This is a genomic window from Amycolatopsis melonis (assembly GCF_040064235.1).
Lineage (GTDB): Bacteria > Actinomycetota > Actinomycetes > Mycobacteriales > Pseudonocardiaceae > Amycolatopsis > Amycolatopsis melonis.
The window spans coordinates 383,305-405,785 of record NZ_JBDZYD010000007.1; the positions used below are offsets into that span (position 1 = coordinate 383,305).

Here is a 22,481-nt window from a genome sequence, read left to right on the forward strand (position 1 = left end):
GCGCGCATTCCCTGCCCGCCCGGAAGGACCGTCAATCATGCACCTGAGCAGCATCCGGCTCGACTCGCCGGTCAACATGATCGTGGTGGTCGTGCTGACGCTGCTCGCGATCATCGCGGTCCCGTGGTTCTGGGACCGCTGGAAGCGCAAGCGGCTGTGGCGCAGTGCCACGATCCTGCTCGCCACCGTCCTGCTGGTGCTCAGCACGGGCATGGCGGGCAACATGATCGGCGGGTTCTTCCCGACGGTCGGCTCCCTTCTCGGAACTGGCTCGTTCGCCGGCCAGGGCACCGACGCCGAAGCGGCGGAGAACGGCGAAGACCTCGAAAAGCTGCGCGACACGGGCGTCGCCCACGCCCGCGACGGCAAGGGAACGGTCGTCCACATGAAGGTGACCGGACGCCGCACGAAGATCACCCGCGACGTCACGGTGTACCTGCCGCCCCAGTACTTCGACGCGGCGTACAAGGACCTGCGGTTCCCGGCGATCGAGTGGATCCCGAACTACCCGTCCGGCCCCGAGGTCTTCACCAGCGGCTACCACATGCCGGAGCAGCTCGACGCGGCGATCGCCAAGCGCGCGCTGCCCCCGACGGTGGTGATCGTCCCGGACCCCACGGGCGTCCCGAAGGTCGGCCACGACACGGAGTGCGTCGACGAGGTCAACGGAACGGCGAACGACACGTACCTGACGGCGGACCTGCGCGACTGGGCACTGCACAAGCTGGGCGTCTCGCAGAACCGCCGCGCCTGGACGATCGCGGGCTGGTCCTCGGGCGGCTACTGCGCGATGAACCTGGTGACCCGCCACCCCCAGTGGTACGGCCAGGCGGTGAGCGTCAGCGGCTACGACAAGGCCCAGGTCGACGCGGAGACCGAGGATCTGTTCCACGGCCGCCAGGACATCAACGACGCGAACAACGTCCGCGTGAACGTCCGCCTCCACCCGTCCCCGGTGGAGATCCTGGCAATTTCGGGCGACAAGGAGAGCTACGAGAGCTTCGCGATCGACCAGATCCGCGCGGCGGCCCGGCCCCCGGTGCAGTTCTCGTCGTGGCGCATCCCGGACGCGGGGCACAACATGAACACGTTCAAGTCCCAGATCCCGGACGTCCTGGCCTGGATCGGAGCCCACACGACAGGCCCGGCCCCGGCAGGCCGCCAGACGGAGACAACGGGCGGAGTACTGCCCTGGCCCCTGCCGCATTCGGGAGCCCGCGGAGCGTTGTCGGACACGGACCAGTAGGCGCGGTCGTTCTCTCGGCCAACCACTCGTCCTCGCCCGCTCCTAACCTTCCCCACGCGCGCGGAAGTCCCGGCGTCGGTCGAGCACGCCGGGGCTTCCCCGAGCAAGCGCGGGGCCGTCCGCGCGACCGCCCAGCCCCGCTCGTCCGGCAGTCTCGGCCAACTACTCGTCCTCACCCGCTCCCCACCTTCCCCACGCGCGCGGAAGCCCCGGCGTCGGTCGAGCACGCCGGGGCTTCCGCAAGCCTGTCCGCCTGCCGCTCCTCAGCCGAGCAGCGCGGAGACGACGTCCGTCACCCGCTTCGAACCGGTCGCGTAGTCCACCGAGCTGGGCTGCTCGCTCAGCACCACCACGATGTAGCGGTCCTGCTCGCCGACCACGCCCGACGTGTGCAGCATCCGCGTCGGACGGCAGCACGACCAGCCCTGCTTGATCGCCCACGGCCGCCCATTCGCGGCGTCCGGGATGCCGAAGTACTGCCGGAACCCGTCCGAGCCCCGCTCGGTCGCCGCCCGCAGTGCTTCGAGGACCGCGCCGGGCGCGTGCGCCAGCACGTACTGGTAGATCCGCACGACGTCCTTCGCCGTGATCCGCGTGTCGCCCCAGCGGCCGGGGTCGGACGGCGGCCGGGTTCCGGTCAGGCCCATCTTCGCGGCCCAGCGCGACACGATCGCCGGCCCGCCGTAGGCCGTCCACAGCCGGCTGGCGAGGTCGTCGTCGCTGCGGGACAGCATCCGCTGCACCTGCGCGACCGGCCCGTCCTGCTCCAGCGCGGACAGCGCGATGAGCAGCTTCACCAGCGACGCCGACGTGTACGCCCGGTCCGGCCGCACCGAGACGGTCGTCGTGTCGCGCTGCCGGTCGAACACCACGGCACTGACGGTCCCGTCGCGCATCAGCCGGTCCAGCGACGCCGCGTCGACGCCGGGCGCCGGGCCCGTCTTCGGCTTCGACGCCGGCGTGGCCGTGACGCTCGGGGTCGGCTTGGGTGTCGGTGTCACGCTCCCGGGCACCGTTGGTTCGGACCGCGGCGTCGCCACCGCGATCGGCTTGGGGGCGGCGGCCGAGCCGTTACCCGCCGTGATCACCACTGCGCCGACGGCCCCCAGGCACAGCCCCACCAGAAAGATGCTGCTCAGCTTGCGCATGCTCGGGATTGCCGGTGGCGCCCGCCGCTGTTCGCTGAATCAGGTGAATCTGTGGGATAGGTCTCGACCGGGGCCCGAATCGGGAACGCTTCGGGGCCCTGCGGGCAAGCACTATCGTTTCGCTCCCTGTGTCCGCGGGGTACCCGTGAGCGGTGACGGTCGTCACCACCCGCTGGGAAGGACTGGAGTCATGGTTCACGCGAAAGGCGCACGCATCCGGGTCCGAGGCCTGCAGCCGGCGCAGGTGCTGGCCGGGCTGGCCGGGCTCGCATTCCTCGTCGTCGGCATCGTCGGGCTCACCCGCACCGGCTTCGGCAACTTCGCCGGGCACCACGACGCGGGCTTCTGGCGGTTCTCCGCCAATCCGCTCATGAGCGTCGTCCGCGTCGTCACCGGCGTCGTCGGACTGCTGCTGGCGTTCGGGTCGGGCCGCGCACGGACGTTCGGCTGGCTGCTGTTCATCGGCTACGGCCTGCTGTTCGTGTGGGGCCTGATGATCGACGGGCTCATTTCCACCAACCCCTTCGCCACCGCCGGCAACCCGATGGACCTCGGGCCCGCCGACACGTGGCTGCACCTCGGCGTCGCCGCGCTCGGCCTGCTGATCGCGGTGCTGCCGGCCCGCCGCGCCGTCCTGCTGCCCGAAGACGAGACGGTCGCCGAGCCCGCGGTCGCCGAGCAGCGCACCGAGGTCATCGACCGCACGGACCGCACCGATCGGACCGACCGCGTCGCCGACGAGCCGCGCCGCCGGTCGTTCCTGCGTCGTGACCACACGGGACGAGGCCCGGAGGTCACTCGCGAAGAGCGTCCGCCGGGCCTCGCCCACTAGCAGTTCCGGGGTGGCTTCAGTAGGTGGTGCCACCGGAGCCGGAGGAGTTCGCGGCGCCCGCACCGCTGTCGGCCGGAGCCTGGCCGGCGGCGGTGCCTGCGCTGGTGCCCACCTTGCAGCCGTTGGGCTCGATGACGAACCAGGTGCCGTTGACGCCCTGGCCGTTCGCGTCGCCGGGCTTGGTGTCCTTCGCGAAGGTGTAGACCGGCCAGCCGCCGATGGTGACCTGCTCGGTGCCGTCCGCGCGCTTGATGCTGCCGAGCAGCTTCGAGTCGATGCCCTGCAGCTCCACCTTGCCGTTGGAGAGCACCGCCGGCCAGGTCTTGGCGCAGTCGCCGTTGCAGGCCGACGTCTTGGCCTTCTTGGTGTCCTTCTGGAACAGGTAGAGCGTCATGCCGTTCTGGTCGACGATCGCGTCGCCGAGCCCGTCGATCTTGCTGGCGCTCAGCTTGACGACCCCGGCTTCGGCCGACGCCTGCCCGGCCTTGCCGCCCTTGGCGTTCGCCGCGTACCAGGCGCCACCGACGCCCTGGCCGGTCGCGTCGCCGGGCTTGGTGTCCTTGGCGTAGCGGTAGAGCGCCCACCCGCCGACGGTGACCTGCTCGGTGCCGTCGGAGCGCGTCACCTTCCCGACGAGGCTCTTGTCGACCCCCTGGACCTGCACGTCCCCGGTGGCCAGCACCGGTGGCCAGGCCTTGGCGCAGTCACCGTCGCAATTGGACTTCGGCGGCTTGGCGGTGTCCTTGTCGAACCGGTACAGGGTCATGCCGTTCTCGTCGGTGATGACCTGCCCGATCTCCGCGACGTCCGCGACGACGAGTTTCGCGTCGGTCGACGCCGGAGCGGCGTTGCCCGCCTGGCCGGCACCGGCCTGGCCGTTGCCACCGATCTGCCCGCCACCGGTGCCCCCAGCCGCCGCAGGAGCGACAACCGGCTGCGCAGTCTCGACGCCCGAGCAAGCGGTGAGCACGGCCAACCCGGCTGCCGCAGCGGCGACGGAGACGGCAATGCGCGTGCGAAGCATGGAAGTTCTCCTTGTGTCCGTTGGGGTTTCCCGCCGCTCGGTGCGGCTGCCTGATACCCACTACACGGACCCCCGGCGAGGGCGGTTCAAAGAATTTTCGCCGGGTCGCCGAGCCTCCTACTCCACAGCCGGCGCGCCTGCCGGGCCACTGTCGCCGAGGGCAGAGTCGTCGAGGGCACTGTCGCCGAGGGCACGGTCGACCAAGGCGCCCGCCGCACCGGTGTACCCGGCGGGGTCGAGCAGTTCGTCCAGCGCGGCCGGCGTCAGCACGCCGGTGACCGCGGGCAGCTCGGCGAGCACGTCCCGCAGCGGCCGGTCGTCCCGCACCGCCCGCTGCGACGCGGCACCCAGCAGCTCCTTGGCCGCCGCCTTGCCGAGCAACGGCGCGAGCACGGCCGACAGCCGCTCGGACACGATCAGCCCGTGCGTCGACGCCAGGTTCGCCCGCATCCGCCCGGGCTGCGCATTGAGCCCGCGCGCCAGCTCGACGGCGGTGTGCGCCGCACCCCCGGTCAACCGGAGGCACTCCCGGACCAGCTGCCACTCCGCATGCCAGACCCCGGCCGACCGCTCGTCCTCGGCCGCCATCGACTGCGTGACGCCGGCGGCCAGCACCGGCACCTGCAGCGCGGCCGACCGGATCAGCGTCGCCAGCACCGGGTTCCGCTTGTGCGGCATCGCCGACGAGCCACCCCGGCCGTCGGCGGCCGGTTCGGTGACCTCACCCAGCTCGGTCCGCGTGAGCGTCTCGACGTCGACGGCCAGCTTCCCCAGCGCCCCCGCGGTGAACGCGAGCGCGGCCGCGAGGTCCGCGACCGGCGTCCGCAGCGAGTGCCACGGCAGCACCGGCGCGGCCAGCCCGGTTTCCCGGGCGAACGCGTCGGTCAGCCGTTCCGCATAGCTGTCGGCCTGCGCGTCACCAGCGAGGCGCGCGTACTCGACGTACGCCGCCAACGTCCCGGCCGCACCACCGAGTGACACGGGCAGCCCGCCGTCGAGCACCCGCCGGACCCGGACGGCCGCGTCCAGCACCAGCTGCCGCCAGCCCGCGGCCTTGAGCCCGAACGTCGTCGGCACCGCGTGCGCCGTCAGCGTCCGCCCGGCCATGGTCGTGTCCCGGTGCGCGCGCGCCAGCCCGGCCAGCGCCTCGGCGGTGGCGTCGAGGTCGGCCGCCAGCGGACGCAGCGTCCGGTCGGCGACCAGCATCATCGCGGTGTCGAAGATGTCCTGGCTGGTCGAGCCGCGGTGCACGTACTCGGCCGCGCCGGGAGCGATCTCGCCGACCGCCGCCGTCAGCGCCTTGACCAGGCCGACGACCGGGTTCGCGGTCGCCCGCGACCCGCGCGCCAGCTCGGTGACGTCGATCCGCGCGCTGCCCGCCGCCTCCGTGATCGCGTCGGCGGCCTCGGGCGGTACCGTCCCGAGCCGCGCCTGCGCCCGCGCGAGCGCAGCCTCGGCGTCGAGCATCGCACGCACCCAGGCTTCGTCACCGGTCGACGCTTCGGCCGGCGTACCGGCCCGCACCGGGGACAGCAGTCCGGAATCGGGGTCGACGGTCATGGCGCCAGCATCGCACGCGTCCGCGCAGCCGTCGCGGAGTCAGGGCCTGCGTGCCCGGCATCGTTCGTGGTTGACCCTCCTTTCGCCGTGTGGTGGCCGCTATTCGCCGGTGACGCCGTCGATCCGTTCGCGGACCAGGTCGGCGTGGCCGAGGTGGCGGGCGTACTCGCCGATCATGCGCAGCATCAGCCAGCGCAGGGTGAACGGTTCGCCGGTGCTGCGCCGGATTCCGGTCTGGTCCATGGACGAGGCCGCGACGATCTGCCGGGATCGCTCGCATTCGGCGTGCCACAGTGCGAAGGCCTCGTCGACGTCACCGTCCAGGTCGGTGAAGTCCTGGTCCGGGTCGTCGTCGGAGTAGTAGAGGAGCGGGACGTCCTCACCGGCGAACTGCATGCGGAACCACCAGCGTTCGCAGCCGGTGAGGTGCCGCAGCAGCCCGTGCAGGGTGAGTGCCGACGGTGGTACCGAGCGCTGGGACAGCTGCCCGGGGTCCAGACCGGCGCATTTCAGTGCGAAGGTGTGCCGGTAGTAGTCGAGGCTTCCGGCAAGGGCCTGCCGCTCGTCCGCGAGCGGATCGGGGTCCGTGCGATCGCCGGTCAGCCGGGTCGGGGCGATGGTCGGGGTGGTGTGTTCGGTCATGCGCGGAGCGTGCCACAGGGGTCCGACAATTTCGGAGCCCCGCGGCGTCCTGTGGCCGGGTAACCAGGTCGAATCCCCAGGTCAGAGCCGGTTTTTCGAATCCGGTAACGAATCTTCGCCGACGCCGATCTGATCTTCATCCCCCCGTCGGTTCGGACCAGGAGATCAGGACATGCAGCGAACCGGAGTACTGGCCGTGCTGACAACGGCGGCGCTGTTCGCCGCGCCGGCGGTGGCCGCCGCGGCGACGGCGCCCAGCACGATCAGCGTCAGCGACACGACGCTCCACGCGGGTGACACGTTCACCGTGACCGAGCAGCTGTACAACCCCACGGACTTCACGGTCACGGGCGCGAAGGCGGCGTTGTACGCCAAGGAGAAGCCGATCGTCGAGCTGGCCGACCTGGTCTCCTGCACCGGCACGGTCGGCTGCGACCGCTACCTCAGCAGCTTCCGCGGCGGCGTCGGCGACCTGGGTGCCGGGGAGAGCCGGACGGTGACGTTCACGCTCCGCGTCAAGGAAGGGGCCGAGCCGGGCCAGTTCACGCTGCAGCACCAGTTCGCCGGCGACAACTACGCGTTCGGCGTCGAAGACGGCCCGGCCGTCACGATCGCCGCCCCGGCCGCGGCCGACGTCAAGGTCGCGCTGACCGCCACCCCGCGCTTCGGTTTCGTAGGCCGCGTCGACTACGTGATCAAGGTGTCGAACACGGGCCCGGCCACCGCAACGGGCATCCGCGTGACGGCAACCCCGGGAACGGACCGCACGATCACCGCGACAACCGGCTGCACGCGCGCGGGAGCGGGTCTGACCTGCCCGATCGGCACGCTGGCCCCGGGCGCCTCGGCCACGGCGAAGTTCACGTCGGAGGGCGGTTTCCTGGCCTGGGGCCCGTTCACGGCGACGGCCCAGCGCGTGGCGAGCGCCCCGGCCGACCCGGACGCGGCCAACGACAAGGCGTCGAAGAAGTGCACGGCGTACACGGGTCTCTTCGTGGAGTGCTGAGTCACGAAAGCCGTCGAACGGGCCCGCCGGCGCACCTCGCCGGCGGTCTGTTCGACGGTGTCCATGACGTGCGCGGTCCCGCGCAGGCCTCAGCCGGACCCGGTGTGGAGGCGGGGGAGGGGGACCTGGCTAAACTGGGGGCGCGGGCCGTTAGCTCAATTGGTAGAGCTGCGGACTTTTAATCCGTAGGTTCTGGGTTCGAGCCCCAGGCGGCCCACTCAAACTCCCTGGTCAGCGGCCTGCCGGTCGCCGCAGGTCAGGATCGGCTCCCCGGGTTATCCCGGGTTCGGGGGCTGAACAGGTTAACCTTGAACGACGTCACTCGTTGTTGTTACGGAGCCTGTCTGTTCGAGTGTCCGCCTGTTGGCTTCCGGGCGATGCCTCCGGTGTGCAGGTCGATGTCCAGCTTCTGTGACATGCGTCACATGTCGGCGAGTTCGGTGTGTTCGACTCAGGTTGGATCATCCAGTTGAGCATGTGGATGCAGGAAGAATATTGTTGCCGCGGATTTCTGTAGAGTGTCGGGGATCGGCTCGATTGCGCCAAGATCGGTTCGCATTAGTGCGATTAGTTTCATTCGTGTAAGGTTTAGGTCTTCTGCCATCTTTGATGGTAAAAGTGGGGCAAGGTCATTCAGCGCCCTCATTGCTTCTTCATCATCTTTCTTTGCTTGAATCAGTATCTCTTTCAAGCGTTTCTCAAGTTTTTCTAACTCTCGTTTGCCTTGGTCTGCATACTCGTTCATCTTCTTGAAGAGAGTTAGGAGTGCTGTTATTGACCCAGCTGACCCAATTAGGGTCATTTTTACGGCCAGTTCCTGAATTCCGTCGAGTATTTCAGACTGACGTTCTGCGAGTGGAGGGACTTCGGCCATTTTCATGACCGATTTCGACGAGATTTCCCTAGCTGTCTGGGTGAACAACGTCGATTTTGCAAGGATTTGGTCATATAACTCAAGTCTGTGTGTATAAAGGTGACGCTTTCGTTCTATTTCTGAAGCGTGCTCGAGTTCGCGAAGTTGCCGTGCAGCTGCTTGCTTGTTCGTGTGGTTGGAGGTGAGCCAGGCTGCTGTGAGCGTCAGGCCGCCGGTTACTAGTGCTGTGACCAGTACGAACCACCATGGAGAGCTGTTAATCGTAATCCCCTTCAGGCTGGCCGGTTTGCCGGATAACTCTAAGTCGCCCAGGGGTTGTTGCCTGTTACGGGCTTCGGCTCCATTCTGGTCGACGGGTTGGGGTGTACGTGATTAAGTCTTCAGTCAGCAGAATTGCTGCGGAGCTTGATGTCAGGCTCTAAGAGTCCCTCAAGGGCCTGCGCCGTGATCGGGTCGACCGTCTTCCGGCCCAGGTAAGTGTCTTGCGTCATCGACACCCGCGAGTGTCCGAGATGATCCGCGATCAGCCGTGTCGGGATGCCCGCGTCGTCGAGGGCAGTCGCCGTGGTCTTCCGGAAGTTGTGCGACGTCAGCCACAGGAAGTCGTCCGATCCCCGGATTTCACGGAGCACCCGAAGGACGTTGTTCGGGTCCCGCAGCGTGCCGACCGTGCTGGCGAAGATCGAGCTTGCCAGAGGCCGGCCATCCGCCTTCGCCTCAGCCCACCGCCGCTCCAGCAGGGCGAGCGCCCACGAGGGTAGGGGAAGTGCGCGCATGCTCGACTCCGTCTTCGGACGAGGCTTGCGGAGCAGGCCCTCACCCTTGACCCGGACGACCGTATGCGTGATGTCGACCGTCCCCGCCACGAAGTCGACGTCCTCCCAGAACGTCGCCAGCGCCTCACCGACCCGGACGCCCGCCGCCATCATGAAGCGCGAGAGGTCCGGCAGGTCCCAGCGCCGCGCCTTCTCGTTCGCCTCGACCCGCGCCAGCCACTTCGTGCGCTCCTCCGCGTCCAGTGCGCGAGGCTTCTTCTTGCTCTTCGGGATGCGCCGCGTGTCTCGCGTCGGGTTGCTGTCGATCGCGTCGTACCGCGCGGCCAGGCCGAGCATCCCGGACAGCGCCGTCCTCGCGGTCTTGGCCGTCGACGCCCCGACGGTCCGTTGGAGAGCGCCGAGGAACCGGTCGAGCCGCATCACGGTCGCCTCGCGCACCCGCAGCTCACCCATTCCCGGGACCACGTGCCGCTTGAGGACGGACTCATAGGTGTTGATGGTCGTCGGCGACTTGGTGCCCTCCCGAACGTCCTGCTGGACCTGTTCGATCCAGACGGCGGCGAGATCTTTGAGCCGGGTCTCCCGCGTGATCTCCCCGGCCGTCGAGCCCTGCCAATTGAGGAAGGCAGCCCGAAGCCGGTTCGCGGCTTGGGTTTTCGTCTTCCCCGAGCGTTCGACCTCGCGCGTCTGGCCGTCGAAGTCGCGGAAGAGAGCGCGGGCCCGCCAACCTTTCGCGGTTGCCGAATAACGGATCTTTCCGTACGTCCCGATTTCCAGCTGAGGGCGAGGCATCACGCCACCTCATCCGACAGCTGGTCCACCCACGAGCGGACGTCCTCCTGGCGGTACCGGACGTACTTGCCGATCCGACGGCCGGCCGGACCGTAGCGAGCGGCTGGGCATCAACGAGGGCGACCCGGTGACCTGCACCCGCTACTTCATCCGGATGGGGAACCCGCCGCAGCCGGTCACGAGCAGCCTGGCGTGGGAGCCGCTGGCCATCACGGGCGGGACGGACATCGAGCTGCCACATGAGGGGCCCCATGCCGACAGGGGCATCGTCGACCGGTTCTCGGCGATCGGGCACGAGGTCAACCAGGTCGAAGAGCGCCTCGACATCCGAACGCCCACCGTCGAAGAGGCGAAGCTCCTTGATATTCTAGCGAGCCGCCCAGTCGTGCAGATTACGCAGACGTTCCGCGTTGCTGACCGAGTCGGCGCTGAAGATGATCTTGCTGCGGAGACCGCTGATATCCTATTTCCAGCTTATCGGTATGAACTTCGTTATGTGATGGAAATTCGCTAAGGCAGCGTCGTCTATGTCTCGATTGGTACGATCCGAATGGCTTCGAGTCGGTAATGCTTTGTTGCTCTTCCGCCGCCCCGGTGACGTGTCGTGGTTACCCCGAGATCGATTTCAACTCGCCGGTCTGTAAAGCTCTGAATGTCTGAAACCTCAAGCGAGTCGCCGACGACTCCCTCGATCTCCGAGTTGTCGTCGGATATGAAGTAGAAAACTTTACGACTAGTCCGATAGCCGTCAAGTACTCCGGTTCTTGTTTCCGTTGAGAGTGATTCCTCCTGCTGTGTCAGTGCTTCTTTGAGAAGTGCTGCGCGTTGACCTGTAAGGGATCCAGACAACTTGGAGCCGTCCGCTTTATCTAGGGCAAGTTGTAAGTCAATTCGTTCTGCTGCATCATGTTCAACTAGGTCGCGAATTGCTCGTCGCAAGACTGGTGTTGTCGTCAAGATGTCATCAATGAGGTGAGCGTCAGAAAGATCATCCTGGCTCAATATCTGAATCAGTCGAGTGAACGCGATATCTAGTGGTGTAATTCGGGCGGCGAATAGGGCATCCTTTGGGTCGAGTACCGGGGTGCCTGATATTTGCACCGTTAGAGAGCCGCCGACTGCGCCTGCAATTCCAAGATTTACGGCTGCGCGATCGTCCGCCGTGAGTCTTGTTTGAACATTCGAGCCGCGACGCGCTGCTCGATAAAGGCGCGCTGCGGCATCATGCAATCCTGCGAGGACCTTGGATATCGACCACGGGTCTAGAAGAGAGCCCGCGTGCTCTGTGTCTCGCATGCTGGCGGTCAGTTGTGATCCAAGAGGCTTCCAGGCAGGATCTGTCTTCGTCGCTAGGGCGGATAGTGACTGTCTTGCCAGGCGCGACGCAAAGTCGTCACCCGCTGTGGCATCCCAGGCCTCACGGAAGCTGGGGTTCTCGTGAGGAGCGGTCACCACGTCACCTCCAAGTAGCCCTTCCGCTTGCCGGGGATGATCTTGCGATCTGGCCCGGTAACCATGCTCCACGTATTATCCCAGGTTTCCACCGCGGATGGCACGTCAGAAGGCACGAAGAAGGCGTCGATCAGACCGCCCATCGGCTGGACTCGGTCGACGAATCGCCAATGTGGCTGGACTGCGCTGACACCCTGCAGCGTCAGCAAGCTCGCTACGGTCACAAGTTGCTCTTGCCTGAGACCATTTATCGCCTCGCAGGGCACGAGGTACGCCAGGTCGGCGTCCTTCGGCGCTGCCCAGGTCTTGTGGGTCGTGAAGCCGCCGTTGATCCAGAGTTCTCCGCCATCGGGAAACAAGCTAGTCATCAGCTGGAAGTGAAGGCGAAGAGCATCGAAGATAACAGCGCGTTCCGTCGCGAATGGCGCATTCTTCACGAACACGCGCTCGACATCCTCCCAGCCCACCTGGTGGCGGCCCTCGGGAAGTCGTCCGTCGTCAATCATGTCCGGTAGCACGCCACACCTCCTGAGCTAGCCGCTGCCGAACTTGGCTCTATGGGATCAAGTGCGCCGCCGCCGGGCGGCGCGTCGGTCGTCTGGCGTAGCTGCTCACGTTGGCGACCACGCCTATCCCCGGCACGGCCGGCTCCGCTCCGCTCTGCCGACAGGCCGGGCGGCGCGGCCGCCTTCGGTGCAGCTGGGCAGCGCCGCCCATCGACGGCGCGTTTGAGCCATTCCGCCAACGTCGAGCCTCCTCCCCGGTGAGTCGTACACGTGCGGTCGTCGTCAGCCTGTACCGCGTTACGCCTAGTCGGCGGTTAGCACCACCCCGAAGCCTGATCGTGACAACGGCCGGTAACGCCGCGTCAAGGCGGGAAAGCGTGCCTTGACCCGACGTCACCGGCCGCGTGCTGGCTTCGTATCGGGATGGTGGGAGGGGTGTGGATGTTGTCAGGCGCGCACGGGAGCGGCTAGCGTTGGTCTGTTGGTGGGTTGAGCCCGGCGATTAGCTGGGTCTCGGCGCTGCTCGCTGTCATGTTGATCCAAAACCTCGCTTCCACCCTCAACCTCGACAAGCTGATGAGGAAGGCGGTCAAGCGTATGAAGAAGATCATCAAGAAGTGCGTGGCCTTTGTACCTGCTGCGGTGAAGCTGGGCATCTTGCACAACCTCATGGCAGCGTCGAGCTGAGCCCACCAGCTCGTGTCGAGGCATGATCATCTCCCCGGTTTTCTCCCGGGAAACGACGCGGAACGACGAGAACCAGCGACCGAGCATGATCGTTTGGCGCGGACGTCCGTGCAGGTGAAGACTGGTATCGACAGATGACGAGAAACAGTCGCTGACCTGGGCTTATTCTCCGTAGGTTCTGGGTTCGAGCCCCAGGCGGCCCACTTTGAGGACGTGCCCACCTTTTGTTTGCCGGGCAGGTGAGGTCAGGGTTCCTGGCCGTTCAACTGCCGCGCGGTGTCCTGGTGGAACGACACCAGCTCGGGCAACGCGACGACCGCGCGCGACACCGTCGAGAGGTCTTGGCCCTCCTGGCTCCAAGGCGGCGGGAAGGTGTGAATGCCCTGGTCGGCCGCGACCGCGCTGACCTCGTTCTCCCAGCCTGGCCAGCGCAGGTTCTCGTAGAACCTGCCGAGCGACCCGGCGAGCACCGCGTGCAGCCAGTCGGCGTAGCCCTGTTCGAGGTCTTGCCATTCGAGGAGGTCCGGCCCGAAGTAGTGGATGGTCGGCCGGCCCGCGGGATTGACTGCCCAGATGTAGACGCCGCCCAGCACGTCGTAGGCGACAGGCAAGCTGCCGGACGCGGGTTCGGCGCGATCCAGGATGTCGGGCAGTGCCTCTGTGCCGCTGCCGAGCACCCGCAACCAGCCGTGGTCCACCAGCAGCCCACCGGTGTGGCCGACGACGGCACCCAACCACGAGTTGGTCGTGATGCCCAGTTCGCGCAGGCAGCGGGCAGCACGCTCGCTGTCCGGATCGAGCGCGACTACCGGATACGGTGCTGCCGCGACCACTGCGGATATTTCGTCCCATGCCGATGTCGTCACGTCGAAGAGCCTGTCAGACGACGGCTCGATCACCGAGCAGGCCGGAGCATTTCCCGTGAGACGACGAGAACGCGTGGATCCGCTGCCGGATGGTTTCGTGTGGCGCGCCGTGGTCGTCCAGGTTGCCGAGGGCTTCGACCGCGGTGACCACGGCCTCGACACGGCGACGCTGGCCGAGGTGCTGCTGCCAATATGCCCGGGGGATCTGTAGTACGGCGGCGAGCAGGTCGCCGGGGTGGAAGTCGCCTTCGGCGAGCGGGTTCTGCTCGAGGCGGGCCAGTGCGATGGGGACCAGCACGGCGAGGCTCACTTGCTGGAGCAGGAGGACCCGGAGGTCTTCGATGGCCAAGGAGCCGATCGGTTTGTGCCGAAGCGCGTGGACAGTCTTGATCAGCCGGGTCGCGTCAGCTGGTGGGCTGCCCCACCTCCGGTCTTCGATCTGCTCGAGGGAGAGCGATTCGTCGACGTGAGGGCTGGTCCCCATGGCTCCTCGTCCTCGAAGGCGGCAATCCGCGCATACCTGCTACCCAGTGTAGTCGCTCATGAAGCGGAGAGGACGCCATATCCTGGCCGTCATGGATGTGACCAGGTGGCTCGTCGTTCTCCGCCACGCCAAGTCCGACTGGTCCCACGATCTCCCCGACCACGAACGTCCCCTCGCCGCCCGTGGGGTCCGGGATGCTCCCCGGCTCGGGCGGTGGCTCACCGAGACCGGGCACGTCCCCGACCTGGTCGTCTGCTCCACCGCCGTCCGGACGCGGGAGACCTGGCAGCGCGTCGCCGGGGAGCTGCCGGAACCTCCATCCGTCGAGTACGACGAAGACCTCTACGGCGGTGACGTCGGCGACTTCCTGAACGCCGCCCGCCGCACTCCGCCCGAGGTCACCACCCTGGCCCTCGTCGGGCACGAACCCGGCGTCAGCGATTTCACCCTCCACCTCGCCGGGCACGGCGAGGACACTCGCCAGGTCCAGGCCAAGTTCCCGACCGGTGCCGCCGCCGTGCTCGCCGCCACCGGCAGCTGGGACGCCCTCAGCGCAGCGCGGCTCGTTGCCTTCTTCCGGCCTCGCGACGTCTGAAGATTCGCCCTTCTGTACGGCGCGCGCCCACCGGGGGAGATGGCACCGTAAAGAGCGTGGACGGACTGATCGGGGCGCCAGTACGCCGCACGGAGGACCTTCGGCTGCTCACCGGCCGCGCGCAGTTCGTCGATGACGTCGGGCTTCCGCGGATGCTGGAGGCCGCCGTCCTGCGCTGTCCGCTGCCGCACGCGCTGATCACGCGGATCGACACCCGCGCTGCCGGGCGGGTGGCCACCGTGCTGACCGGGGCCGAGGTCAAGGCCGCCGTCGTGGCGCCGCAGCCCGTTGTCTGGCGGAACGCTCCCGACATGCGGCTCACCGAGAGCTATCCGCTTGCCGTCGACCGCGTTCGCTACCCCGGGCAGGGCGTCGCCGTCGTGGCCGCCGAAAGCCGGGCTGCCGCCGAGGACGCCCTGGAACTCGTCGAAGTCGAATACGAAGAGCTTCCGGCGGTCAGCACGCTCGAAGAAGCGCTTGCCGAGGGCGCGCCGCGGCTTTACGACGACTGGCCCGACAACGTCTGCGCCCGCACGACCGTCGCCGCCGGGGACGTCGACGCCGCCTTTGCCGAGGCCGATGTCGTGCTCGCCGAATCGTTCCGGTTCGCGCGGCAGATGGGGACGCCGCTGGAGACCCGGGGCGTCGTCGCGAGCTGGGATCCGTTCACCGGGAAGCTCGACGTCTGGCTCGCCACGCAGGCGCCGAACTTCGCCCGCGAAATGCTCGGGGAGGTCCTCGGCCTGCCCGTGGCCAAGATCCGCGTGCGCACGCCGGACGTCGGGGGCGGGTTCGGCAACAAGTTCGACTTCTACGGCGAAGAAGTCCTGGCCGCGCTGCTGTCCCGGCGCACCGGACGGCCCGTGAAGCTGATCGAGGACCGCGTCGAAAGCTTTGTCGCCAACGCCCACTCCCGTGAGCAGAAGATCGACGTCGAGTACGCCGCGAAGGCCGACGGCACGATCACCGGTGTGCGCGGCACCGTGCACGGCGTGCTCGGCGGCGAACTCGGGTCGATCGCGTTCGGGCCCTGCTACATCACCGCCGCGTGCCTCACCGGGCCGTACGCCATTCCCGCCGTGCGGATGGACGTCGTCGCCGTCGTCACCAACCGGACGCCGTACGGCTCCTATCGCGGCTGGGGTCTGCCGAAGGCGAACTTCGTGCAGGAACGGATGGTCGAGCTGCTCGCCGCCCGGCTCGGCCTGGACGCGCACGCCGTTCGGCGCAGGAACTTCGTTCCCCCGGAAGCGTTTCCGTACCAGAGCCCGGTGTTCGTCTACGACAGCGGTCGCTATGCCGACTGCCTCGACCTGTGCCTGGAAGCCGTCCGGAAAGCCGGCTGGGCCGAGCGGGTCGCCGAGGCCAGGGCACGCGGTACGGCCGCCGGGATCGGGTACTCCTTCCACAACGAGATCACCGCGTTCGGACCGACTCGGATCGTGAACCTCAGCGGCCTGCTGCACTCCGGGTTCGACGAGGAGATCGTCAAAGTGGACGCCACCGGTCACGTGATCGTCCACACCGGACAGTCCGCGATGGGCCAGGGCATCCACACCGCGCTGGCGCAGATCGCCGGCCACGCGCTAGGCGTCCCGCTCGACCACGTCACGGTCGTCTCCGGGGACACGGATTCCTGTCCCTACACCGGATACGGCACCGGCGCGAGCCGTGCGGCCGCGGTCGGCGGCGCCGCCGTGCTGACCGCGGCGACCCGGCTCAAGGCGAAGGTGCTGCGGATTGCCGCCAACCTCCTCGAAGCCTCGCCGGACGATCTCGTCGTCGAGGACGGCCGGATCTTCGTCGCCGGCGTGCCGCACCGGTCGGTCGGGATGGCCGAGGTCGGCGACGCGGCGTACCGGCGGCTCGAAGGACGCCTGCCCGAGGACGAACTGCCGACGCTGTCCGAACGCGAGGTCTACGACCCGGTCAACATCGCGACCGCCTTCGGCTGCACGGCCGTGCTCGCCGAGGTCGATCCCGAAACCGGCGTCGTGACGCTGCTGGACTACCTCATCGCGCACGACTGCGGCACGGTGATCAACCCGCTGATCGTCGACGGCCAGCTGCACGGCGGCGCGGCACAGGCCATCGGCGGCGCCCTGTACGAAGAACTGTCCTATGGAGACGGTGGCCGGATGCTGACCCGGACGTTCCGCGACTACCTGATCCCGTCGGCGACCGAGATCCCGCCGTTCACGCTCGCGCACATGACCACCCCGGCCGACCACATTCCCGGTGGCTTCAAAGGAATGGGCGAGGCCGGCGTGATCGGCGGCGGCGCCGCGATCGCGCACGCCGTCGAGGACGCGCTGCGCGACTACGGCGTCAAGATCACCGCGTTGCCGATCACGCCACCGCGCCTGCTGGCCGCGATCAAGCAGGCGAGCGCTCGATGAAGGCGGCGGCGTTCGACTACGTCCGCGCCGGTTCGGTGGACGATGCGGTCTCCGCGCTGGCCGCCGACGGTGCGCAGGTGCTTGCCGGTGGGCAGAGCCTGGTGCCGCTGCTGAACATGCGGCTCGCGCGGCCGTCGCTGCTCGTCGACGTCAACGGTCTCGAGGACCTCGCGTACATCCGCCGGGACGGCGAGCACGTCGAGATCGGCGCGCTCACCCGGCAACGTGCCGTCGAGACGTCCGATGTGGTGCGTCGGGACGTCCCGCTGCTCGCGCAGGCGCTGCGGCACGTCGGGCACGTCGCGACGCGTAACCGCGGCACGCTCGGCGGCAGCCTCGCCCATGCCGATCCGGCCGCCGAGCTGCCCGCCGTCGCGGTCGCCCTCGACGCGGAACTGGTGGTGCGCGGACCTCGCGGCGAGCGGGTGGTCGCGGCGGCCGACTTCTTCCACAGTCCATTCAGGACAGTGGTGGCGCCGGGGGAGCTGCTGGTGGCGGTGCGGTTCCCGGTGCTTCCGGCAGCCTGTGCGATCGAGGAGCTTTCCCGGCGCAGCAAGGATCTCGCGCTCGTCGCGGTGTTCGTCGCGCTGGAACGCGAGGACGGCCGGTGCTCGCGCGCCCGGATCGCCGTCGCCGGTGGCGGCCCGACGCCGATCCGGGCGCGCGCGGCCGAGGAACTCCTGCGGGGACAGCCGCTCACCGGCGACGTGATCGCTTCCGCCGCGCAGGAAATCGCGGCGGCCACCGATCCGCCGTCCGACCTGCACGCGCCCGCCGCGTACCGCCGGGAAGTCGCCGCGGTGCTCGGACGGCGGGCCCTCACGAAGGCGGTCCGATGAAGGTCACCCTGACGGTCAACGGCCAGGTGTGCAGCGCCGACTGCGAGCCGCGCCGGACGCTGGCCGACTTCCTGCGGCACGACCTCGGCTTCACCGGCGTGCACGTCGGGTGCGAGCACGGCGTCTGCGGCGCCTGCACGATCACCCTCGACGGCGCGACCGCGCGGGCGTGCTGCCTGCTCGCCGTGCAGGCCGAGGGCGCCGAGGTCACGACCGTCGAAGGCATGGCGGCCGGTGGCGAGCTGACGCCGTTGCAGCAGGCGTTCCGCGACCACCACGGCCTGCAGTGCGGCTTCTGCACGCCCGGGATGCTCGCGACGGCGGCCGAGCTGCTCGCGGCCAACCCGGACCCGAGCGAAGCCGAGATCCGCGAGGCGCTCGCCGGGAACCTCTGCCGGTGCACCGGCTACCAGTTCATCGTCGACGCTGTCCGCGCCGCGGCCGCCTCGGCCCGAAAGGTCTGAACCTCGGGGCATTGCCTCAGCGGTGTTCACGTGCGTACCCTCCATTCACTCACGAGTCTGACGTTCATGTTTGTGAATGGAGCGGACATGGTTCTCCGCCACACCGTCGTGGCCGCGCTCGCTGCGCTCGGCCTCGTCACGACGTCCTTCGCAGCGCCCGCCGCGGAAGCCGCGCACCGCAACTGCAGTGTCCCGGTCATCGGTCCCGTCTGCGCTCCCGACACCGTCGTCCTCGACGGCAAGCGGCTGCTCCAGGCGAAGTTCGCCGGCGACCGGACGGCGTTGCGCGCCCTGCTGGCCGCCGCGGACACCGACCTCACCACGGGACCGTGGAGCGTCACCGCCAAGAAGCAGATCCCGCCCAGCGGGGACAAGCACGACTACCTGAGCCTCGCGCCCTACTGGTGGCCGACCACGCAGCCGACCGCGGAGAACCCGTGGGGCTGCCCGTTCGTGCAGCGCGACGGCCAGCGCAACCCGATCGTCGACGAGATCACCGACCACGCCTACCGCGGCGAAGCCTTCGAGGCGATCTACCGGCTGTCGCTGGCGTGGTACTACACCGGGGACGCCCGCTACGCGCGGCGCGCGGCGCTCGACCTGCGCACGTGGTTCCTCGACGCGGCCACGAAGATGAACCCGAACCTGAACTTCGCGCAGGGCATCCCGTGCAAAGTGGACGGACGCGGCATCGGCATCATCGAGTTCTCCTACACGCTGACCCAGGTCGTCGACGCCACCGCGATCCTCGCGACCGGCGCGCCGGGCTGGACGAAGGCCGACCAGGCAGGCATGACCGGCTGGTACACCCAGTTCCTGGACTGGCTGCGCACCAGCAAGAACGGCACCGACGAGGCCGCGGCCCAGAACAACCACGGCAGCTTCTACGACATGCTCGTCGCCGCGCTCGCTCTCGGTACCGGAAGGCGGGATCTCGCCGCGGCCATCGCGCGGGACGCCGGGCCGAAGCGGATCGCGCCGCAGATCCAGGCGAACGGCTACCAGCCGCAGGAGGCGAGCCGGACCCGCAGCTGGCACTACTCGGCGTTCAACCTGGTCGCGCTGACCCGGCTCGCGCAGATCGGCAAGCACGTCGGCGTCGACCTGTGGCACTACACCGCGCCCAGCGGGGCCACGCTGTTCGCCGCGGCCGGCTTCCTGATCCCGGCGGCGACGCAGGGGCAGCAGGCCTGGCCGTATCCGGAGCTGGATTTCCGGCAGTACGCGGCGCTCGACGTGCTGCACGCGGCCGCAGACGCGGGTGACCGGGAGGCGCGGGCGGCGCTGCCGAAGGTGCCGGTTCCGCCGGGCGGCGATCTCTATCCGGTCCGGCCTGCCGCCGAACAACTGGACGACATCGCCAAGTCCTGACGAGGAAAATGGGCCCGGCCGCGCCGCCGGGCCCATTTTCCGTGATCAGACGCCTGCCACCTGGGAAATCCAGCTGCGATAGCGCGTGATGTTCGTGTACGCGGTGTTGTTCGACCGGTCGCTGGTCGACGCGACGCCGACCTGACGGCCGGAGGCGAACATCGGACCACCCGAGTCGCCGCCGGCGGTGATGCCGTCGACGCGGTTCGCGCACACCGCGACGCCGCCGGTGTAGTCGCTGCAGCCGATCGAGTTGACCCGGACCGTCGCGACCTTCAGGTACCGCGACTGGCAGTTGATCTCGGAGCCGCACTGGCTGGTCGCGCCCCAGCCGTAGACCGAGACGTTCTGGCCGACCGAGACATCGCCGACGCTGCCGAGCGGCGAGTAGGTCGCGCTCACCGATGTGGTGAGCCGGACGATCGCCAGGTCGGCGGCGCCGGGGTACCTCGTGATGGTGGCGCCGGTGGCCAGCGTCCCGCCGCTGGTCTGGTCGAGGCTGCCGATCCGGAACGTGTAGGTGCCGGAGCTGCTGACGCAGTGCTTGGCGGTGAGGATGTACTGCGGCGCGATGATCGTCGCGGTGCAGTTCTGCCGTCCGTTCACGAACAGCCGGGCCGCCCAGGGACCGCTCGTGGCGGTGCTGCCGCCGATGATCGACGGCTGGGCCTGCGGGGTGCCGGCGGCGGCGGCCGGGCCGCCGAGGCCGGCCACGGCCAGCGCGGTACTTGCGGCCAGCAGGACGAACTTGCCGAATTTCACGCTCACTCCTTTTCGCGCGGAGAACCCGCGCGGGAAAGCCGGTGGGGACCGAACGACGAAGATTGTCCGAGCCTGCGGTGAATGTCCGGAACCGACGAAAGTCGCCGGTCGAATCCGTATTTATTTCCGGCCGCGGGCTACGGGCAGTTCCCCGTACTGTTCCGTTCTCAACCCTTGGGTGGACGAAGATCGACCCCCGGCTTGAGGACTCCGGCGTCGCGCCGCCCTAGCGTTCTTCGGCAGGGGAACCGAAGGGGGAGACATGGCGCCGGCGGCCGGGGTACGGACGGGGCGCGGCGAGCGGATCGGCCTGGGGGCGGTCCTGGTCGTCGCGGCGGTGGCGTGGGTGTGGGCGCTGGGCAGCCGGACGCTGCAGCCGTACTACGCGGCCGGCGTGCACACGATGTCCCGCGAGGGGCCGGCGTTCTTCTTCGCGGGCTTCGACCCGGCGGGGGTCGTCACGGTCGACAAACCGCCACTGGCGTTCTGGACGCAGACGCTCGGCGTGGTTCTGTTCGGCTTCCATCCGTGGGCGATCGCGCTGGTCCAGGCGGCCGAGGGCGTCGCCGCGGTGTTCGTCCTGCACCGCGTCGTGCGCCTCTGGGCCGGGCCGCCGGCCGCGTTGCTCGCCGCCGCGTTGTTCGCGCTGACGCCGATCACGGCCGCGGTCAACCGCGGCAACCAGCCGGACACCCTGCTGGTGCTCCTGCTGCTGATCGCCGCGTACTGCGTCACGCGAGCGATCTCGGACGCGCGGTGGCTGCCGTGGGCCGGGGTGTTCGTGGGCCTGGGCTTCCTGACGAAGATGCTCGCGGCGTGGATCGTGCTGCCCGGACTGGCACTGGTGTACTTCGTGGCGGCGCCCGGATCACGCGGACGGCGGCTCGCCCGGCTGGCGCTTGCCGGAGGTGTGATGCTGGCCGTGTCGCTGTCGTGGCCGGTCGTCGTGAGCCTGTGGCCGGGGGCGAAGCCGTTCGTCGGCAGCACCACGGACGGCTCGATCTGGCAGCTGGCCTTCGGCTACAACGGCCTGACGCGGCTGGTCGGCGGCACGACCGGGATCGGCGGCGGCTTCGGCGCCACGGCCGGCGCGGCGCTCGGCGGCGGACCCGGGCCACTGCGGCTGTTCGACACCGAGATCGGCGGCCAGATCGCGTGGCTGCTCCCGCTCGCGCTGGGCTCGCTGGCCGTCGCGGCATGCCGGGCCAGGGGCGCGGCGCCGGAGACGAAGGCGGGCTGGGCCCTGTGGGGCGGCTGGCTGGTCGCGGGTGCCGCGGTGTTCTCGTTCACCGGCGGGATCTTCCACGCGTACTACACCGCCGAACTCGCCCCGGCCATCGCGGCACTCGCCGCGGCCGGGCTGGTCACGGCCTGGCGGTGGTACCGCTCGACGGGACCGGCTCGCTTCGTGCTCCCGGCCGCGGTGGCCGGGACGGCCGTGTTCGCCTACGTCCTCCTCGACCGGACACCGGACTGGGTGCCGTGGCTGCGGTACACGGTCCTCGCGCTGGCGTTGCTCGCCGTCGTCGCGGCGCTTTTGCGCGCTTCGCGGGTCGCCGTCGTGACCGGGCTGGCCGCCGTCGTGGCCGGGCCCGCGGCCTACGTCGGCGAGACCGCGGCACGGCCGGTCAGCGTCCTGGAGGCCGCCGATCCGCGTGCCGGACCGCCGTCGGCCTCCGGGCTGGACACGGTGGTCGCCGTCAACACGCGCGCCGAGGCCGCCTACGTCCGGTTCATCGACAGCGCGTACCGGCTCGGCCCCGGACAGCGTGAGGTGCTCGCCTACGCCCAGGCCCAAGCGCCGTCCGCGGCGATCACGCTGGCCGTCGAGGGCGGGACGTACGGCGCGGACCCGTTCCTGCTCAACACCGAGGCCCGCGTGGCCGCGCTCGGCGGTTACCTCGGTTTCGACCCGGCGCCGTCCGCCGCCGGCCTGGCGACGTGGGTGTCGGCCGGGAAGGTGCGGTTCGTGCTGCTGCCGCGGGTGTTCACCGAGATCGGCCACGCCGGGGGAGACCATGCCACCGTCGGTGACGACGCCGCCGAACTCACCCGCCGGATCGGCTGGGAGGTGCAGCACTGCCGCCCGGTACCGCCGGAGCGGATCGGCCCGGACGCCGCGACGGCCGGAGTGCTGTTCGACTGTGCGCCGTGAA

Annotated in this window: 22 protein-coding genes and 1 tRNA gene; 12 read left to right on the top strand and 11 right to left on the bottom strand. The window is 68.9% G+C overall.

All coding sequences use genetic code 11. From position 1 onward, the window contains the following. Positions 1 to 37 precede the first annotated feature (37 nt). Positions 38 to 1,246, top strand: a complete 1,209-nt coding sequence (locus tag ABJI51_RS21215; RefSeq protein ID WP_348952929.1) for an alpha/beta hydrolase — start codon at positions 38 to 40, stop codon at positions 1,244 to 1,246. A gap of 263 nt (positions 1,247 to 1,509) precedes the next feature. Here the strand turns inward: ABJI51_RS21215 and ABJI51_RS21220 are convergent, their stop codons facing one another. Beyond that, complete coding sequence (locus ABJI51_RS21220; RefSeq protein ID WP_348952930.1) at positions 1,510 to 2,394, bottom strand: serine hydrolase; 885 nt, start codon at positions 2,392 to 2,394, stop codon at positions 1,510 to 1,512. Positions 2,395 to 2,584: 190 nt separating this feature from the next. Here ABJI51_RS21220 and ABJI51_RS21225 point away from each other — a divergent pair, with 190 nt between their 5' ends. After that, complete coding sequence (locus ABJI51_RS21225) at positions 2,585 to 3,226, top strand: DUF4383 domain-containing protein (RefSeq protein WP_348952931.1); 642 nt, start codon at positions 2,585 to 2,587, stop codon at positions 3,224 to 3,226. A 16-nt stretch (positions 3,227 to 3,242) separates the two neighbouring features. Here ABJI51_RS21225 and ABJI51_RS21230 read toward each other — a convergent pair whose 3' ends face one another. The 3 genes from ABJI51_RS21230 to ABJI51_RS21240 all read right to left on the bottom strand — a co-directional run bounded on the left by ABJI51_RS21230 (position 3,243) and on the right by ABJI51_RS21240 (position 6,452). Continuing rightward, positions 3,243 to 4,250, bottom strand: a complete 1,008-nt coding sequence (locus ABJI51_RS21230; protein ID WP_348952933.1) for an SCO0930 family lipoprotein — start codon at positions 4,248 to 4,250, stop codon at positions 3,243 to 3,245. Between the two features lie 117 nt (positions 4,251 to 4,367). Then, positions 4,368 to 5,810 carry a nitrosuccinate lyase gene (locus tag ABJI51_RS21235; protein WP_348952934.1) on the bottom strand — a complete coding sequence of 481 codons (1,443 nt, stop codon included), beginning with the start codon at positions 5,808 to 5,810 and terminating at the stop codon, positions 4,368 to 4,370. 99 nt (positions 5,811 to 5,909) lie between these two features. Beyond that, the gene (locus ABJI51_RS21240; protein WP_348952935.1) at positions 5,910 to 6,452 is read right to left on the bottom strand and encodes a DinB family protein; all 543 of its coding nucleotides are present in this window, start codon (positions 6,450 to 6,452) and stop codon (positions 5,910 to 5,912) included. Between the two features lie 172 nt (positions 6,453 to 6,624). Here ABJI51_RS21240 and ABJI51_RS21245 point away from each other — a divergent pair, with 172 nt between their 5' ends. Next, positions 6,625 to 7,458 carry a COG1361 family protein gene (locus ABJI51_RS21245; RefSeq protein ID WP_348952936.1) on the top strand — a complete coding sequence of 278 codons (834 nt, stop codon included), beginning with the start codon at positions 6,625 to 6,627 and terminating at the stop codon, positions 7,456 to 7,458. A gap of 144 nt (positions 7,459 to 7,602) precedes the next feature. After that, positions 7,603 to 7,675 (top strand) — tRNA-Lys (locus ABJI51_RS21250). A gap of 234 nt (positions 7,676 to 7,909) precedes the next feature. On the opposite strand, the gene ABJI51_RS21255 is transcribed toward ABJI51_RS21250, so the two are convergent. Together ABJI51_RS21255 and ABJI51_RS21260 are read right to left on the bottom strand one after the other, a co-directional pair. Continuing rightward, positions 7,910 to 8,338: a hypothetical protein gene (locus ABJI51_RS21255; RefSeq protein WP_348952937.1), complete on the bottom strand. Its 429-nt coding sequence runs from the start codon at positions 8,336 to 8,338 to the stop codon at positions 7,910 to 7,912. 374 nt (positions 8,339 to 8,712) lie between these two features. Next, positions 8,713 to 9,900, bottom strand: a complete 1,188-nt coding sequence (locus tag ABJI51_RS21260) for a site-specific integrase (RefSeq protein ID WP_348952938.1) — start codon at positions 9,898 to 9,900, stop codon at positions 8,713 to 8,715. Positions 9,901 to 10,027: 127 nt separating this feature from the next. Between ABJI51_RS21260 and ABJI51_RS21265 the strand changes: the two genes are divergently transcribed. Further along, entirely contained in the window at positions 10,028 to 10,414 is a 387-nt protein-coding gene (locus tag ABJI51_RS21265; protein WP_348952939.1) for a GntR family transcriptional regulator, read from the top strand. 11 nt (positions 10,415 to 10,425) lie between these two features. Here ABJI51_RS21265 and ABJI51_RS21270 read toward each other — a convergent pair whose 3' ends face one another. Beyond that, the gene (locus ABJI51_RS21270; RefSeq protein WP_348952940.1) at positions 10,426 to 11,352 is read right to left on the bottom strand and encodes a hypothetical protein; all 927 of its coding nucleotides are present in this window, start codon (positions 11,350 to 11,352) and stop codon (positions 10,426 to 10,428) included. After that, positions 11,349 to 11,858 carry a DUF6932 family protein gene (locus tag ABJI51_RS21275; RefSeq protein WP_348952941.1) on the bottom strand — a complete coding sequence of 170 codons (510 nt, stop codon included), beginning with the start codon at positions 11,856 to 11,858 and terminating at the stop codon, positions 11,349 to 11,351. Before ABJI51_RS21275 ends, ABJI51_RS21270 begins: the two co-directional genes overlap by 4 nt. A 489-nt stretch (positions 11,859 to 12,347) precedes the next feature. On the opposite strand from ABJI51_RS21275, the gene ABJI51_RS21280 reads away from it, so the two are divergent. Then, a complete protein-coding gene (locus ABJI51_RS21280) occupies positions 12,348 to 12,545 on the top strand; it encodes a hypothetical protein (RefSeq protein WP_348952942.1) in 198 nt (65 codons plus the stop codon). A gap of 245 nt (positions 12,546 to 12,790) precedes the next feature. Here the strand turns inward: ABJI51_RS21280 and ABJI51_RS21285 are convergent, their stop codons facing one another. Both ABJI51_RS21285 and ABJI51_RS21290 read right to left on the bottom strand, forming a co-directional pair. Further along, the gene (locus tag ABJI51_RS21285) at positions 12,791 to 13,411 is read right to left on the bottom strand and encodes a DUF2625 family protein (RefSeq protein WP_348952943.1); all 621 of its coding nucleotides are present in this window, start codon (positions 13,409 to 13,411) and stop codon (positions 12,791 to 12,793) included. Positions 13,412 to 13,424: 13 nt separating this feature from the next. Beyond that, on the bottom strand, positions 13,425 to 13,895 hold the full coding sequence (locus tag ABJI51_RS21290) for a contact-dependent growth inhibition system immunity protein (RefSeq protein WP_348952944.1): 471 nt from the start codon (positions 13,893 to 13,895) through the stop codon (positions 13,425 to 13,427). A 91-nt stretch (positions 13,896 to 13,986) separates the two neighbouring features. Between ABJI51_RS21290 and ABJI51_RS21295 the strand changes: the two genes are divergently transcribed. From ABJI51_RS21295 to ABJI51_RS21315, 5 genes are all read left to right on the top strand, one after another. After that, positions 13,987 to 14,490 carry a SixA phosphatase family protein gene (locus ABJI51_RS21295; protein WP_348952945.1) on the top strand — a complete coding sequence of 168 codons (504 nt, stop codon included), beginning with the start codon at positions 13,987 to 13,989 and terminating at the stop codon, positions 14,488 to 14,490. Positions 14,491 to 14,546: 56 nt separating this feature from the next. Continuing rightward, positions 14,547 to 16,889 carry a xanthine dehydrogenase family protein molybdopterin-binding subunit gene (locus tag ABJI51_RS21300; RefSeq protein WP_348952946.1) on the top strand — a complete coding sequence of 781 codons (2,343 nt, stop codon included), beginning with the start codon at positions 14,547 to 14,549 and terminating at the stop codon, positions 16,887 to 16,889. Beyond that, complete coding sequence (locus ABJI51_RS21305; RefSeq protein ID WP_348952947.1) at positions 16,886 to 17,728, top strand: FAD binding domain-containing protein; 843 nt, start codon at positions 16,886 to 16,888, stop codon at positions 17,726 to 17,728. The genes ABJI51_RS21300 and ABJI51_RS21305 overlap by 4 nt, the downstream gene beginning before the upstream one ends. Then, a complete protein-coding gene (locus ABJI51_RS21310; protein ID WP_348952948.1) occupies positions 17,725 to 18,192 on the top strand; it encodes a (2Fe-2S)-binding protein in 468 nt (155 codons plus the stop codon). The genes ABJI51_RS21305 and ABJI51_RS21310 overlap by 4 nt, the downstream gene beginning before the upstream one ends. An 87-nt stretch (positions 18,193 to 18,279) precedes the next feature. Further along, entirely contained in the window at positions 18,280 to 19,563 is a 1,284-nt protein-coding gene (locus ABJI51_RS21315) for an alginate lyase family protein (protein WP_348952949.1), read from the top strand. Between the two features lie 45 nt (positions 19,564 to 19,608). Here ABJI51_RS21315 and ABJI51_RS21320 read toward each other — a convergent pair whose 3' ends face one another. Further along, positions 19,609 to 20,325 carry a S1 family peptidase gene (locus ABJI51_RS21320; RefSeq protein WP_348952950.1) on the bottom strand — a complete coding sequence of 239 codons (717 nt, stop codon included), beginning with the start codon at positions 20,323 to 20,325 and terminating at the stop codon, positions 19,609 to 19,611. Positions 20,326 to 20,587: 262 nt separating this feature from the next. Between ABJI51_RS21320 and ABJI51_RS21325 the strand changes: the two genes are divergently transcribed. Further along, positions 20,588 to 22,480, top strand: a complete 1,893-nt coding sequence (locus tag ABJI51_RS21325) for an ArnT family glycosyltransferase (RefSeq protein WP_348952951.1) — start codon at positions 20,588 to 20,590, stop codon at positions 22,478 to 22,480. The last annotated feature ends 1 nt before the right edge of the window (position 22,481 follow it).